The organism is Lyngbya sp. CCY1209, from assembly GCF_035615495.1.
Lineage (GTDB): Bacteria > Cyanobacteriota > Cyanobacteriia > Cyanobacteriales > Microcoleaceae > Limnospira.
Genome location: NZ_JAJENU010000653.1, coordinates 36,714 through 52,660 on the forward strand (window position 1 = coordinate 36,714; position 15,947 = coordinate 52,660).

At 44.3% G+C, this 15,947-nt stretch carries 15 protein-coding genes; 12 read left to right on the top strand and 3 right to left on the bottom strand.

What is annotated here, in order from left to right; all coding sequences use genetic code 11:
- Window positions 1-76 precede the first annotated feature (76 nt).
- The 8 genes from LKE08_RS26860 to LKE08_RS26895 all read left to right on the top strand — a co-directional run bounded on the left by LKE08_RS26860 (window position 77) and on the right by LKE08_RS26895 (window position 10,432).
- Entirely contained in the window at window positions 77-1,423 is a 1,347-nt protein-coding gene (locus tag LKE08_RS26860) for a flippase (RefSeq protein WP_324707367.1), read from the top strand.
- A gap of 17 nt (window positions 1,424-1,440) precedes the next feature.
- Window positions 1,441-2,337 (top strand): sulfotransferase, encoded by an 897-nt coding sequence (locus LKE08_RS26865; protein WP_324707368.1) that lies wholly within the window; start codon window positions 1,441-1,443, stop codon window positions 2,335-2,337.
- A gap of 61 nt (window positions 2,338-2,398) precedes the next feature.
- A complete protein-coding gene (locus LKE08_RS26870; protein WP_324707369.1) occupies window positions 2,399-3,313 on the top strand; it encodes a glycosyltransferase in 915 nt (304 codons plus the stop codon).
- An 11-nt stretch (window positions 3,314-3,324) separates the two neighbouring features.
- Window positions 3,325-4,596 (top strand): O-antigen ligase family protein, encoded by a 1,272-nt coding sequence (locus LKE08_RS26875; protein ID WP_324707370.1) that lies wholly within the window; start codon window positions 3,325-3,327, stop codon window positions 4,594-4,596.
- 41 nt (window positions 4,597-4,637) lie between these two features.
- Window positions 4,638-5,726, top strand: coding sequence for a glycosyltransferase (locus LKE08_RS26880; protein WP_324707371.1), 1,089 nt, complete (start codon window positions 4,638-4,640; stop codon window positions 5,724-5,726).
- Between the two features lie 77 nt (window positions 5,727-5,803).
- Window positions 5,804-6,421, top strand: a complete 618-nt coding sequence (locus LKE08_RS26885; RefSeq protein ID WP_324707372.1) for a serine O-acetyltransferase — start codon at window positions 5,804-5,806, stop codon at window positions 6,419-6,421.
- A 388-nt stretch (window positions 6,422-6,809) separates the two neighbouring features.
- A complete protein-coding gene (locus LKE08_RS26890) occupies window positions 6,810-7,793 on the top strand; it encodes a sulfotransferase (RefSeq protein ID WP_324707373.1) in 984 nt (327 codons plus the stop codon).
- 350 nt (window positions 7,794-8,143) lie between these two features.
- On the top strand, window positions 8,144-10,432 hold the full coding sequence (locus LKE08_RS26895; RefSeq protein WP_324707374.1) for a hypothetical protein: 2,289 nt from the start codon (window positions 8,144-8,146) through the stop codon (window positions 10,430-10,432).
- A gap of 112 nt (window positions 10,433-10,544) precedes the next feature.
- Here LKE08_RS26895 and LKE08_RS26900 read toward each other — a convergent pair whose 3' ends face one another.
- From LKE08_RS26900 to LKE08_RS26910, 3 genes are all read right to left on the bottom strand, one after another.
- Window positions 10,545-10,754, bottom strand: a complete 210-nt coding sequence (locus LKE08_RS26900; protein WP_324707375.1) for a hypothetical protein — start codon at window positions 10,752-10,754, stop codon at window positions 10,545-10,547.
- Window positions 10,755-10,830: 76 nt separating this feature from the next.
- On the bottom strand, window positions 10,831-11,322 hold the full coding sequence (locus tag LKE08_RS26905) for a DUF1269 domain-containing protein (protein WP_324707376.1): 492 nt from the start codon (window positions 11,320-11,322) through the stop codon (window positions 10,831-10,833).
- Window positions 11,323-11,494: 172 nt separating this feature from the next.
- Window positions 11,495-12,289 carry a 2OG-Fe(II) oxygenase gene (locus tag LKE08_RS26910; RefSeq protein ID WP_324707377.1) on the bottom strand — a complete coding sequence of 265 codons (795 nt, stop codon included), beginning with the start codon at window positions 12,287-12,289 and terminating at the stop codon, window positions 11,495-11,497.
- A 94-nt stretch (window positions 12,290-12,383) separates the two neighbouring features.
- Here LKE08_RS26910 and LKE08_RS26915 point away from each other — a divergent pair, with 94 nt between their 5' ends.
- The 4 genes from LKE08_RS26915 (at window position 12,384) to LKE08_RS26930 (ending at window position 15,525) form a co-directional block, all read left to right on the top strand.
- Window positions 12,384-13,307, top strand: a complete 924-nt coding sequence (locus LKE08_RS26915; protein WP_324707378.1) for a nucleoside hydrolase — start codon at window positions 12,384-12,386, stop codon at window positions 13,305-13,307.
- 189 nt (window positions 13,308-13,496) lie between these two features.
- The gene (locus LKE08_RS26920; RefSeq protein ID WP_324707379.1) at window positions 13,497-13,865 is read left to right on the top strand and encodes a response regulator transcription factor; all 369 of its coding nucleotides are present in this window, start codon (window positions 13,497-13,499) and stop codon (window positions 13,863-13,865) included.
- A 44-nt stretch (window positions 13,866-13,909) separates the two neighbouring features.
- Window positions 13,910-15,238 (top strand): DUF3370 domain-containing protein, encoded by a 1,329-nt coding sequence (locus LKE08_RS26925; protein WP_324707380.1) that lies wholly within the window; start codon window positions 13,910-13,912, stop codon window positions 15,236-15,238.
- A 14-nt stretch (window positions 15,239-15,252) separates the two neighbouring features.
- Window positions 15,253-15,525: a YciI family protein gene (locus LKE08_RS26930; protein WP_324707381.1), complete on the top strand. Its 273-nt coding sequence runs from the start codon at window positions 15,253-15,255 to the stop codon at window positions 15,523-15,525.
- Window positions 15,526-15,947 lie beyond the last annotated feature (422 nt).

Below are 15,947 nucleotides of genomic sequence, written 5' to 3' on the forward strand. Positions count from 1 at the left end.
TGTCATTCATTTTAAACTGCCTTTTAATTTCGGTTTAATGTAACCAACATTTTTAAAAACAAAGCAAATCAAACTTATGATTAAATTTATAAATAAAATTCGATCAAACTTGCAAAATACCAGCTCAACGAATAGTTTAAAAAAATCTTTGATCAAAGCTGCAACGGGGACTTTTGGTATCAAAGTTATCAATGCTTTCTTGCTGTATGCCAATAGTGTACTTCTGGCCCGTGTTTTGGGTTTCCAAGAATTTGGAAGTTATATGTATGCTACAGCCTGGGTCAATTTGTTAGTCATTCCAGCAGTTTTTGGATTGGAAGGATTGGTGACTCGGGAAGTAGCCATGTATCAAACTCAATCCAACTTCAATCTAGCAAAAGGCTTAATTGATTGGTCAAATCGTGTGGTTTTATTGAATGCCACTGGTTGGGCTGTACTGACATCCTTAATTGCCTGGGGGTTAACACTAACATCCAATCCAAGCCAATTACCCGTTTTTGTGATGGCTATGATTTCATTGCCATTCATAGCCCTTTCAAGACTCCGACAATCAACTCTGCAAGCACTGCGTCACATTGTTATTGGGCAAGTCCCAGAAATGCTAATTCGGCCGACCCTATTGATCGCTAGTTTAAGTGTAATATATTTTATTTATAATCAAAGTTTGACGGCATTCTATGCAATGATTATTTATTTATTGGCGAATCTATTAACTTACACAGCAGGCTTGTTTTTTCTCCAGAATTGCTGTCCCAAAAATATCAAGAATGCCGTTCCAAAATATCATAAAAAACAGTGGATCAAAAGTGCATTTCCAATGTTACTTATAGGCGGTATGTATCTAATTAATAACCAAACAGACACGGTGATGTTGGGGATTTTAAAAAGCTCTGACTCCGTGGGACTGTACACAGTAGCGAACCGTGGTGCCGGGTTGATTTCATTTGTATTAATTGCAATTAACACAGCATTGGCTCCAAATTTTGCCAGCTTGTATGCCGGAGGCAATCTCAAGCGATTACAGCAAATCGTTTCTAATAGTTGTCGAATAGCCTTTGTTTCTGCCTTAATAATTGCACTCATATTAATGATATTTGGCCAATGGTTTTTGCTTCTTTTTGGAGCGGAATTTGTTCGAGGACAAACTGCTATGAATATCTTGTCCTTGGGACAGCTTATCAATGCTTCCACGGGTGCAGTAGCCCTGCTTTTGTTGATGACAGGTCACGAGCGCGATACAGCTTTAGGGGTAACAATTAGTGCCTTGCTAAATATCTTTTTAAATGTTATACTAATACCAGGGTGGGGCGCTGAGGGGGCAGCAACAGCAACAGCAATTAGCATGGTTGTTTGGAATGCTATTTTGGCAGTATTTGCCTACAAAAGATTGAAAATAAATTCGACCATTTTGACGATCAAATAGCGGAGTAATGCCAAATTATGAATCAACCCAACTTTTTCATCGTCGGAGCTGCGAAATGTGGAACAACTGCTCTGAGTAATTATCTCAGCGAACATCCAAATATTTATATTTCAAGACCGAAAGAACCTCGTTTTTTTGCCGAAGAATTTCAACTTCCAGATATCAAAACTTGGGAACAGTATTTAAGTTTATTTGAGGATGCAGATGGAAAATTAGCAATTGGAGAAGCATCTGTTCATTATTTATGTTCGGCGACAGCGATTGAAAAAATATACCATTATAAGCCTGATGCTAAAATCATAGTCATGCTTCGTAATCCCGTAGATGTGGTTTACTCTTATCACTCTCAGCTCGTTTTTAATCAAGATGAGAATGAAGTTGACTTTGAAAAAGCTTGGCGTTTACAAGATGCAAGGCAAAGAGGAGAACATCTTCCTCCCTTGGCTAAAAATTCACAAGCATTGCAATATCGCATGATTGGAAAACTCGGTTCTCAAGTTGAGAAACTACTATCTTTTTTTAGCCCTGAACAGGTTAAAATTATATTATTTGATGATTTCCAAAAATCAACAAAATGTGTTTACGAAGAAGTTCTATCCTTTCTAGAAGTCCCCTCAGACAATAGAAGTGATTTTCCCCGAATCAACGCCAATAAAAAATATAAAAATGCTTGGCTTGCACGACTGACAGACCAAACACCACCCGCTTTTTTAAATGTAATTAACAGGGTCAAAAAGGCGGTCGGATTAAAAAAAATTGGCATTGTAAATGCGATCCGAAAGATGAACTATAAAGAATATCAGCGACACCCTTTAATGCCCACTTTTCGTTCCGAGTTGGTTGATGAATTTCGGGAAGAAGTGATAAAGTTGGAAAATATATTGAATCAAGATCTCGGTCATTGGAAACAATAAATCAAGCCACTGGATTTCAATGGATTGAGTTGCCTCACCTTCCACTTTAAATTGACGAATTATGAAAGACAAATTTTTGGTTAGTATTCTGATAAATAACTACAACTACGGTCATTTTGTATCCGAAGCGATAGATAGTGTATTAAGTCAAACCTATCCCAATGTGGAAATTATTGTTGTTGATGATGGTTCGACAGATGACTCACACGAAATCATCAAAGCTTATCATGATAACATTATTCCAATATTTAAAGAAAATGGTGGTCAAGCATCTGCTTTTAATTTTGGATTTGCCCAAAGCAAAGGAGATATCATTTGTTTTCTTGATGCCGATGATGTATTTTTACCAGAAAAGGTTGAACAGATTGTTGGCTGCTTTGAAAAGCATCAAGAGATTGGATGGTGTTTTCATCCATTGACTTATGTAACTCAGGATTTATCAAAATATGGCGAAACAATAAATCATACAGGCGTATCAGGTGTTTATGATGTCAGACCTCATATCAACCGTGGTAAACTCAGGAATTATATACCCTTTAAAGGTACGGTCACTTCTGGACTTTGCTTTTCACGTAATCTGTTGCAAAAAATTCTTCCAATGCCCGAAGAAATAAGAATTACCAGTGATGATTATTTAAAATATGCGGCGTTTGGATTGAGTCCTGGTTTTATTTTGTTAAATGACTTGGCTTTGCAAAGGATACACGGCAATAATGCTTATACAATGAGAAAAGATCGCGAAAATCTCAGATCAAAAATAGAAATTTTGACTGCGTATCACCTCAGAAAAAACATTCCATCAATTGCCAAGTTTTCTCATAATATTTTTGCTATGGGACTGAGCAAATATCAAAAATTAAACTCAAATAATGATGACCATAAACATTTGATTGAAAAATATTTTGTCGGCTTATTGTTGATGGAAAAAATAGAAATTTACTTGAGAAGCTTGTATTATCGTATTAAATTTAGATAGACAAAATGATAATGATAAAAAAGCTGCCTCAATCTTTAGAACATCTTTTTACAATTGTTGCCTTGCTCTTTTTTACTCGCTCGTTAGATGCCGAAAGTTTATTTAGCGCTTCAGAGGGTGAACAGGAAGTAATTTTAAGCTATAATCCCCTGACTCCTCTGCTTTCACTCATGCAGCATGGTATCTTTTTAATTGCTTTATTTTTTTTGTTTGATAGATGGAAAAAGACATTGACAACTGTTCTTAGAGGACGATTTATATGGGGCTTAGTGATACTGATTCTTCTCTCTTTTTTATGGTCTGATTTTCCCGCTTTAACTCAGCGTCGTTCAATTGCTTTTTTAGAAACCACGGTATTCAGTATATATCTGGCATCCCGTTATTCTTTACCTGAGCAATTGCAGTTAATAACCAGGGCATTGGGAGTTGCATTATTATTAAATTTACTCTTTACTCTAGCTCTTCCAGGCAGTGGAATAGAGTATGGAATTCATGCTGGTGCTTGGCGAGGTTTATTAATTCAAAAAAATCTTTTAGCTCGTTTAATGATATTGGGTTTTTTAGCTTTTTTGTTGACGACAGTAAAAAGCAAACGAGAAGGGATTTTAAAAAAAATTTTCCTTTTTTTGTTTGTTTTTATGGTTATTTTATCTGCTTCTAAAACAGCTTTAATGTTGCTGATGTTGATAGTTTTACTTCATTCTATCTTCAAAGCTTTGAGATGGTATCCTTTGAAAGCAATACCGTTTTTTCTAAGCGGTGCATTAATAATTGGGTGCATTCTTACATTTCTGGTCAGTAATGCCGAAAGATTATTATTGGCAGCCGGACGAGATTTGACGCTATCAGGACGCACAGTAATTTGGTCAGCTCTGCTAGATAAAATTCAAGAAAGATTTTGGTTGGGATATGGATATATGGGATTCTGGCATGGTGTTTATGGAGAATCTGCTTATGTCGGTAAAGTTTATGGAACAACTTATATTCCACCTCATTCTCATAATGGCTTTATCGAGTTATTTCTGGGTTTTGGTTTGATCGGTACTTTATTATTTTTATTCAGTTTTGTTAGTGTTGCCAGAAAATCTTTTGTATTGGCTCGTGTAACGGATATATCAGAAGGACTGTGGCCACTCATGTATCTATCCTTTATTATTCTTTATAATCAAACGGAAACCACTTTGATTGAACATAATTCAATTTTTTGGGTTCTCTATGTAACTCTCGCTTTATCAAACTTTAAACCTTTGACTGAAAAGCGTATCAACCTGTCACATTTTTGATCAAATTTTTAACCTTGAAAATGAGTAGGAAAAAGTAAGCCATGACGAAAATCGCAATTTTTCTAAGTTCGTTAGATGGAGGGGGAGCCGAACGAGTTATGATTAACTTGGCCAGTGGCTTTGCCGACCGGGGGATGAGTGTCGATCTAATTTTAGTAAAGGCTGAAGGTCCTTATTTGTCTCAAATTTCACCCAAAGTTCGGGTGATTGACTTTCAAAAACAAAGACTTTTGGAAGGTTTGCCAAAATTGATTAGTTATCTCAAAGCCGAACGTCCAGTGGCTTTGCTGTCTGCATTGGAAGATACGAATGTTGTCGCTCTTCTTGCTCACCGTTTAGCTCAAGTTAAGACTCAAGCGATTGTGACCGTTCATAACAATCTTTCACGAGAATCCCAAAATGCAACTCAGCTAAAACGAAAGTTATCCCCTCTGATGGTCAGATGGTTTTATCCTTGGGCTGATGCAGTAGTTTCCGTATCTAAGGGTGTGGCTGATGATTTACTTAAAATTGGATTGAACTCTCAGAAAATCCACGTTATTTACAATCCTATTGTCACCAATGAACTTCTTGAAACTGCTCAACAACCTATCGAACATGATTGGTTTTTTCCCGACCAACCTCCGGTAATTCTGGCGGTTGGACGCTTAAATCAACAAAAAGATTTTCCAACTCTAATTCATGCGTTTGCTCAAGTTAGACAGCAGCAACGAGTCCGATTGATGATCTTGGGCGAAGGAGAAGAACGCTCGAATTTAGCATCTTTGGTAACAAAGCTAGGTCTTGAAGAAGAGGTTGATTTTCCGGGATTTGTTGCCAATCCCTATGCTTACATGGCGCGGTCTGCTGTTCTGGTTCTCTCGTCTGCTTGGGAAGGATTTGGTAATGTTTTAGTCGAGGCTATGGCAGTTGGAACTCCGGTGGTTTCTACCAATTGTGAAAGTGGTCCATCAGAAATTTTAGACAATGGTCGTTATGGTGCTTTAGTGAATGTTGGAGATCGGAATGAAATGGCGAAAGCTATTCTTCAAATGATCGCTTCACCAACTGATTCAGTTGTCATACAAAAGCGTGCCGATACCTTTTCTCTAGAAAATGCTGTTGACAAATATCACAAATTATGGCGGTGATGCTCGAACCCGATTGGATATGGTTTTGGGGAAATTTTTAGAGTAAAATAATAGGTGTTCATCAATTCATAGCGTTCATGGAAAAAATGGATTTTTGGGAAGCATTGAAGGCAGATATTGATAGATATGTTTATATGGACAACCTTTCTTGGGTTCGAGTCATCTTGTCTAAGCAAGGAATTTGGGCGCTCACTCAATATCGATTGAGTCGTTGGGTTCATACTCAAGTTCATATTCCAGGAATTCGACAGATTTTGAAAGCATTTTGTGCAATTTGGCAAAAATTGGTCGAAATTATGACCGGAATGGAAATTCCCAATCGTGCGGAAATTGGCAAGGGAGTTTTTATTCCTCATGCAGGTGGCATTTACATTCATTGTGATGTTCAGATAGGTGACTATTGTAACTTAAGTCAAGAGGTGACAATTGGTATTGGTGGGCGACAGGAAAAACGAGGATGTCCTAAAATTGGCGATCGAGTTTATATTGCACCTGGTGCAAAAATTTTTGGCGCAATTACGATTGGAAATGATGTGGCGATCGGGGCGAATGCTGTTGTCACCAAAGATATACCCGATAACGCTGTTGCTGTTGGAATTCCCGCCAAAGTAATTAGCTATCAAGGCTCAAAAGATTTTATCCTTTACCGATCTGAAAAGGATAATGAAGTTCTAACAAATTCTCTTGAATCTTAAGATCTGATTTCTGCAGTCGCTGAAATCCTTGTGTGACGAGACTTCCCAGAAAAATATCCCCGGGAGTCTCCGATCGCTGAAATCCAGTGCTGGCAGACGATTCGGTATTGCTAAGATTCTCTTGACAAATCAGCTCTAATCCCATGAACAACATTGATCAAACCTAACCTTCTCAAAAGGCTGGGGGCTAGGGTTTGGAGAATTGATAAGTTCGTAATAGCTTGATAGTCAGCGATTTCCTTGATGAGTCCGAAAATCCTTGACTTTTTTGATGGATTGAATTAAGCTGTAAAGCATAGTAGATTTGGACTCCAAAATCGTACTTCACCATCAATAGAAACGCCATATAAGCTTTTGATATCCGTCTGTCGTTCATTTTTGAGAACTAATGAAAAAAAGCGAGAAAGCAACGAGTCCTTTATTCGTCGTCGGTATGCCACGGAGTGGTTCGACTTTATTTACACGGTTGTTGAATGAAAGTCAAGATCTATTTATTGTCAATGATTTCTACTATTTACAGTATGTAGAATCTCTCGGTGGTTTTAATGAAAATGATTCCCATCTCAATCGAGATTTTGCCCAATATATTCTCAAATTAATTAAAGGAAGAGTTGAACGTCCGGATTCTCCACCAATAGAGTGTGGACTAATGCTTTCTGAATCAGACGAACGAGAATTAGAAAGTTATGCCATAAAATGTGGCGAACAAGCTGATATGAACTGGGCTACAATTTTAACAAGTATTATGGAATTTAGTGCCAATTTAGTCGGCAAAAAGATTTGGGGATACAACACACCTCAAGACTATTTGCATATTGATAAGTTACTTGATAAATTTCCGGATGCCAAGTTTATATTTTTGATGCGAGATCCTCGTTCTGTTATTCGTTCTTATAAGTATGTAACTTCTAATGGATATCACGATACTAATCGCTACCATCCCATCTTGCAATCTATGGCTTGGAAAGCCTCTCTTCACACATACCATACTTGGAAAGATCTGAAACCCGAGCAGTTTTTGTTGGTTTTTTATGAAGAATTAATCGAACAAACAAATGAAACTATGGCTAAGGTTGGTGATTTCATGAGTGCCAATTTTTCTCATGTTGATTTGAAGGATTTTGGAAATAACTCATCCTTTCAAGGAAAAAGTAAACGAAGTTTAAGTGATGCAGAAATTTGGCTTTGTGAAAAAGTAGCCGGTCAAGATATGCTGAATATAGGTTATTCTCTATCCGGAAAAAAACCTAAGCTTCAAGATTTAGGTCCTATACTTAATATATCTCAAAAAGCTGCGTGGTTTTATATTCAAAAAAGTTTCACTTCAAAAGATATACGCAAAAGAGTATTAAATTTAATCACAAAGTTTTGAATCATAGCCGATCGATCGCTCAATTTTATCCCAAAACTGCATATGGCGTTTTTCGAGTTGGTGAGGTACCACTGTTAGTCTTGGAGGGAATGGGTAATGGTAAAAACTTCTTTTCTACTCCCTACTCTTTTCCCAGCCAGATGTAACTCACTAACCTGGTAAATTATAGATCATATTTTCAGTCTCTTTTGGTCGTATTTCATGGGACTGACAGATGGGGGCTGAAATTTATACTGTACCCTTACCAGTAATGTACGACTCGCTCTCTATTAACCTTTATTGAAAAGACAAAAATTTAAAGATATTTAAATTGGTTTGATAATGAAAGAATCGTTGATTCAGTGAAATTGATGGCAATGAAAAAAACATCCCCAAGAAAAGCTTTCTACTTCGGTGTGGGAGCTTTAGGTTTACTATCCGTCTTTTTTATCAAATTTTTCTGGCAAGAAGCATCAACTCTTCAATCCTGCAATCCCTCCTCGGAAAAAACAATATTTAGCACTTCCATAGGTGAACGTTATGAATGGAGTCCGGTCAAAATTGGAGCGGGTGGATTTGTGACAGGTATTGTCATCCATCCTCGCGAACCCAATCTCATCTATGCCCGTACAGATGTCGGCGGGGTTTTTCGTTGGAATCCCAGTAACCAAAGCTGGATGCAACTTTTAAGTGCTGATTCAGTTCCTCAAAATGTATCCGACGATCATGTTGAGAGTATCGCACTCGATCCGAATGACCCAAATATTGTTTACATTGCAATCGGCGGTTATACCCGTTCACAACAACAGCTTGTTTCAGGAGTTTTACTCAAATCTACAGATCGGGGGGAGTCTTGGAAAACTTTAGACCTATCCTTACCGATGGGAGGAAACGAGCCGTGGCGTTGGACAGGAGAACGGCTGGCGGTCGATCCCAATAATAGTGATATGATCTACTTTGGTTCTCGCTTGAATGGGTTATGGCGAAGTACAGATGCGGGGACATCTTGGAATCAAATTAATCCCGAGCTTGTCCCCATCGGTCAACCCAACTCTGACACTGACAAGCAAGCGGGAGTCACTTCTGTTGTTTTTGACCCTTTTTCAGGTCTAACTGACAATCGAACAAAGGTGGTTTATGCGGGTGTTTCCGGTGAAGGAATTTACCGGACAACTGATGGGGGAGAAACCTGGCAGCATCTTTCCGGGGGACCTCCAAAAGAACTCATTCCCCAACAGGCGGTTGTCAATCCTAGTGGTGAGTTGATTACAACTTTTTATCGCAGTCAACAAGATCCGCGCGGAGGAGTTTGGAAATTGACTCGGGAAGGCTGGCAAGATATCACGCCAAAATTAGAGCGAAACTATTCTGCGATCGCACTCGCTCCCAATCAGCCAAACCGAATTTTTGTCGTGACTTATCCCATGACACCCAATGATATCTATCGGTCAGACGACGGGGGACAAAACTGGATCGCGCTCAACAATCAACTCAACGGACTCTCTTGGTGGCCGGAGTGGATTTTCTATAGCCTGACAGGAGGTATTGCAGTCTCTCCATTTGATTCGAGTCAAGTTTGGCTCACCAATGGTATTGGGATTTGGAAAACAGAAAATGGTAACGATCGCAGCGTCAATTGGTCTGCTACAGTTAACGGATTAGAAGAAACCGTTGCGTTTGATGCTATCAGCACCCCAGGAGAAGACGCTCCGATCACGGCGATCGCAGACTTTGACGGATTTCGCCATGAATCTTTATGTTCTCCACCGATCAAAAATCATGGGAATGGCAATTTTATTACAACCACCAGTTTAGCTTACAGCAGCAATCATCCTAATTTTATTGTTTCTGTGGGAGCCAGTCATCACAATCCCCAGGAAATGCGGGCGGGCTTTTCGCCAAATTATGCCCGAACTTGGAGCAACTTTGCTTCGATTCAAAATGGAACTCATCCCCAAGATTTAATATTCGGTAATATTGCAGTTTCTGCAACTGATACTAATAATATTGTTTGGCAACCCAGCAATGGTAAACCGCCCTATTTTACCCGAGATCGAGGAAAGACTTGGCGACGGATTTCCTTCTTTGAACGGGAAGAAATTGGGGGCGGCGCCCATACTCATCTGTGGAACCGACAGCAGGCGTTGGCCGCCGATCCCGTTCGCGGGGAAACGTTCTATATTTATCACCATGTCGGCGGACGTTTGATTCGCAGCGACGATGGTGGCGAAACTTGGAAAATCGTCAATGAAACCCTACCGGATGGGGTCTGGCAGGGTGCCAATGTCAAAACGGCACCCGGTATGGCGGGCGAGGTTTGGGTGAGTCTCAGCGAAAAGGGTTTGTACCGTTCCAGCAATTTCGGAGAAGATTTTGTCAAAGTTGCCGTCGAGGAAGCGAACGTTCTCGGTTTTGGAAAAGCCGCACCGGATACCACTCAACCCACCGTCTTTATTCAAGGTAAAATCGACGGCGAAACCGGCGTTTTTCGCTCGACAGATTTGGGCGAAAATTGGGTTCAAATTGCCGATTATCCGATGGGTTATTTTGAAAAAAGTCGAGTGATTACGGGCGACATGAATGTATTTGGACGGGTCTTTCTGGGGACGGCAGGAAATGGATTTATTTACGGACAGCCCTTCGATGACAATAACAACTGAACGACATCGATATTATTGGATTGGTCGGAATCTGCCAGAACCATCGCAGCTCAAAAATGACTCAGTTTTGATGCTGACAAATCCCGATGCGATCGCTCCAACTCCCGGAAATTCACATCGGCCTCATTTCCGGCACGTCCGCTTCCACCGCATCCAATTCGACGACCACGTTGAGGGATTCCGAAACGAACCACTGGCGGGGCAAATTTTGAATGGTAATTTTTTTTCCCTCCCGTTCCACCACCACATTTCCGGTCACTTTTTCGATGTGGCGATCGCCATTCATCAGGTACGTCGCCTCATCGGTCACTTTGATCCACATATTGAATCCCCCTCCATCGAGAAAAATGATTTGACAAAACGCCGGAGCGATCGCCCCGACGTTGTTGAGATGGAAATTATTCGTCTCCGAAATCTTCGCGCAATTTTGCTTCTTGTTCGGATGTCAAATTAGATTTAATTAATTGACCTTTTTCTTCGTCCTTGAAGGCTTCCTCGACCTTATCCATCGTCACCTTACCCGTCAACAAAAACAGGGCGGAAGTCCCTTCGGTGACTTGGTTGCGGACATCTTTGATAAAATCGTCGTCGATGCCGTAATCCGTGAAATGTCCCGACAGCGCCCCCGCCAACGCGCCGACGGCCATTCCGAACAGGGGCACGAAGAAAATCAGGCCGAACAGCAACCCCCAGAACGCGCCGCCGAAGGCCCCCGCGCCGACGAGATCGACAGCCTGAGTGGTTTTGGGCTTCTTGCGACCTTGCGGCCAATAGACGATCGCCGCATCCTCAATTTCAATCAAAAGCTGTTTTTGCAGTTCCTTCAGCTTATTCAGGGCATTTTGGGCGCCGTCGGCGCTATTATATTTCCAAACAGTTAAGGTTGCCATCGTTTAGCTCCTCAAAAAGCGATTGGGCGCATTATAAATCAAAAGGGCACGCGATCGGATAATCTTCAGGTTAAGAATCCCCAAGCACTGAACGCCCCATCCCCAAAGACCGATCCCGCCCCCACAAATTTTCGGAAAGCCAACCCCCAAAATTTAATAGAATTATTAATTATTAATTATTAATTGTCCTTCTCAGCCAGCCGTTGAGGGTGAAGCGGCCGTCTTCAAATTGCCCGGACGAACAGCGGATCGGCAGGACTTGATGTTGACATCGGCTGTTAAAAAAGACGATACTATTGTTGCGCGGCTCGATAATGGTCGATCGCTCCCCGGCCGATGCCGAACCGTTGCGCCATTCCGTATCGTAAAGTTGCAACTCCCCGCCGGAAAAAGTTTTCGGATATCGGTGGAAATAATAAACGTAAGTGATCGCGCGGGTTTTGGTCTTGGCACTGCTGGCGTCATTGTGGATTTTGTAATAGTCGCCGTCGTGGTGGGCCGTCAGTTGCATCTGCACCTGATCCACCGAAAAGCGGGGGTGGTTTAATTTTGAGAGGACGGTGGGGAGGGTGTGCAGAATGCGGTCTTGGAAAAATTGATAATAGTCGGGAAAGTGGGTCGCATAGAGGATAGAAGATTCCCGGTAGTTGGCGACATCCCCCGTGGTCGTGGAGGCGACAAATTGACTTTGATTCGCGATCGCCAATTCTAAGATTTGTCGGTTCTCGGCGGGGGAGAGAAAATTTTCGATGCGGACGAACCGTCCCGGCAGAAATTGCGAATCCTTGGGGGGAGATGGTGGCGGACTTTCCCCCGCCAACTCCAAAATTTTCAGGCCGATCGCGGCCCGTTCCCGCAAGCAGAGCTCCCGATCCTGCAACAGGGATTCTAACGTATCGAGCGATCGCGCCGCCAGTTTCCCCAGGCGATCGCTCTTTTGTGACAGCATCTGACCCCGATCGGACATGGACGAAATCTCCTCCCGAAACGCCCCGACCTGCATATTCTCCCATTCTTCCCCTATAAAATAACAACGTCGAACAGAAACCTCTCCATCACCCATGTCCAAATTGCCGGTAATCTTAGACCACGACGGGGCCGTTGACGATTTCCTGTCCACCGTTTTGCTGATGACGATGGACGGGGTGCAACCGTTGGGAGTCGTCGTCACCCCCGCCGACTGCTACATCGGACCGGCAGTGAGTGCGACCCGAAAGATTTTGGATCTGATGGGGAAAACTGATGTCACCGTCGCCGAAAGTACGGTTCGGGGCGTGAATCCCTTTCCCGGCCGGTTCCGACGGGATTGTTTCGTCGTCGATCACCTGCCCATTTTAAATGAGCGGGATGCGATCGCCACCCCCCTCGCCCCAGAACCCGGACAGGAATTTTTAGCCGAGGCGGTCCGAAACGCGGCCGAACCCGTCACCCTGCTGGTCACGGGCCCCCTGACCACCGTGGCCGAAGCCCTGAAAATTGCTCCGGATATCGAATCGAACATCGAGAAGATTGTCTGGATGGGAGGGGCCCTCAGCGTACCGGGAAACGTCGGCAAAGACATCGAACCCGGACAAGACGGTTCGGCCGAGTGGAATGCCTACTGGGACCCGTTCGCGATCGCGCAAATTTGGGAAACCCAGATTCCCGTCGTCCTCTGTGCCCTCGACATCACCAACACTGTCCCGCTGACCTCCGACTTGATCCGCCAACTCGGCCGACAGCGACGGTATCCCCTCTCCGATTTAGCCGGACAGTGTTATGCGATCGCCATGTCCCAAGATTACTACTTCTGGGACGTGCTGGCGACTGCATATTTGGCAGCTCCCGAACGCTATGAATTACAAATCCTGGAAACGGGCGTAATCACTCAGGGCGAAAGTCAGGGCCGGATCGTTTTACAATCCGGAGGTCGGAGGATTAAAATGATGAAACGGGTCGATCTCGACTGGTTCTATTCCTATATTTTGGAACAGTGGCGACGCTAATGACAGAGCAGATACAGCAATTTTCCAGTCCTGGCGATACAGATTTCAACTTCAAGTCCCCCTTATTAAGGGGGATTTAGGGGGATCGAACCGTATCGCAGCAAATCGATAACCGCTATATTCTGCCATCATAAAGTTCATTGAATCGGGGTGACGACTACTCAAAAAACCATTAACCGGAGTAAGGCGATGACATTCCACGAAATGTTGAAATCTCTCCTGAATCAAAATCAAACCTCAGTTTCCGCAAAACTTTTGAAACAGACCGATGAGGCGATCGATGAAGTGCTTTTTGATGCCGAAATTGACGGCGATCGCTATTATTTGGTGCGCCGTCGCTCCCCGTCGGAAGATCCCGCCATCAACCTCACGAATCGAGAGCAAGAAATCGCCCGACTGATCGCCGAAGGTTTGCCCAATAAAATCATCGGCAAACAGTTGGGAATCAGCCCGTGGACGGTGGCGACCCACCTGCGGCGGATGTTCGGAAAATTGGGCGTCAATACCCGGGCCGCCCTGATCGCCCGGTTGCTCGAAGACAATTTACTATTTGACTAAAAAAATCTGATAATCATCCAGATATCCAGAATCAATTTGCCTCCATGTTTCTATCGCCGTTTACGCCTCCTGCCCTATTCGCCCAAGTTCCATCCCCCGTCATTACCGAACCCCGCGACGTCCGCCCCCTGCCCGGAGAACTCGATCGCATCCCCGTTTTCAACAGCAACAGTCCCGAACTGGTCCTGTCCGAAGGAATTTTGCTCTCCACCTTTTCGCCCCGGGGGAAACGCCAACCGACGGCCCACCTCAATTTTCCCCTGGACGGGCGATTCGATATTTTTGCCCACCACGTCGCCAAACCCGCCGAACCGGGGGATTTGCGGACATTATATTTGGGGATTTTGGTTTACAATCCGGGGACGGAACCCGTGACATTAGAGATATTGACGGCGGCAAGTTATTTGAGTCAGCCGGATGCGCCTTTTGTAGAATTGCCCCCGATCGCAGAAAATAATCAAGGTGAGGTGTACGCCGGCCCCGGCTCTCGGGTGATGGCCGATATTTTGCGGGGCAAGCGAGGGTCCGAATTTCCCGAAACGATCACGATACCGCCGCGAGGGTATCGGATGTTAATCAACGCCCCCATCCCCGTGCGTCCCTTAGAACCGCCCCTGAACGGGCGATCGCTCCTGATGCAGTTGCAGGGCAGCGACCCGGTTTATGTCGCCAGTTTAGCCCAATACGCCGTTCAGAACCCCGACGGGAGCGAATCCGCCCCGCCCCTAGAATCTTGGATTAAATTGTTGAACCGGGGACAACTCGCCACGCCGCGCGATCGCGTCCCCACCCCCCCCGACGCCGAAACCGATACTGTTATATATGGCAGAGTGGCCGGAGTCGCCCTCGGTTCCGCCTGGAACGCCGAAATCCCCGAACTGGAAATCCCCCGACCCGGCGCCGCCATTTCCTACGTTCTCAGTTCCCTCCCCGGCGGACAACTCGGCACCGACCAAATCCAAAGTGCACCTTTAGCCGTCCGCTATCCCGACACCGCCTACCGAGCCCACGGCAACTATGGCATCCGCTACGCCCTCGATCTCCCCCTCTACAACCCCACCGACGAACCCAAAACCGTGGCGTTAACCCTGGAAACCCCCCTCAAAACCGACGGACTCTCCGGGGGCCTGCAATTTTTCGACGAACTCCCCGACGCCGTTTTTTTCCGGGGGACGGTGCGTTTCCGCTACGCCGACGCCGGGGGAGAGATGCAAAATCGCTATTTTCACTTAGTCCAAAAGCGGGGACAGCAGGGCACCCCCCTGATACAATTGGAAATCGAGCCGCAGGCGCGGCGGCGGGTGGAGTTCGAGTTTCTCTATCCCCCCGATGCCACGCCGCCCCAAGTGTTGACCATCCAAACGCTAAATTAGCGATCGCGCCGATCATGCCTTGGTTTGCCAAAATCGAAACTGGAATCGTCGAAAAATCGGTTTTCGACCAATACGTTCGGGCCCACGTCGCCTATGTGAAAGAACTGGCGGCCAAGGGACATCACGCCCGCAGCGGCTATTGGAAACGTCGGGGGGGAGGGATGTTACTTTTTGAAGCCGAATCGATGGAAGCCGCAGAAGCGATCGTCGCCGCCGACCCCCTGATCGCCAACAACTGCGTCACCTACGAGCTCTATGAGTGGTGCGTGGTGGCGGGGGAAAATTAGGGTGTGGAAAGTGAAAGAGAAAGGTTGACTTTCACAACAGTTCGGGGTACAATTTTTACAATGGGAAAATGTGCCGACATATTCTATTTCGATCCCCCCTAGCCCCCCTTGATAAGGCAATAGTAGGGTGGGTTAGGCGAGGCAGTAATTTTTCGGAAAAACCCACAACTTTCCATCCGCGCCGTAACCCACCATTTCCTTTCTAATTCATAGTTTTAAATAAAACATTCCAGTAGTGGACTGACACACCTTAAACTAGGACGACTTTAGCCATTGCCTGAACCTTCACCCTCCATCACCTGTATAGGCCGATTCACCGCCACAATTCGCTCCGCAGACCCCATAGACACCATGCGATCGCCCGTGCCGTCTTTGCCCCACATCGGCACCACATCGGGGATAATGTGGATGATCCGATTTTC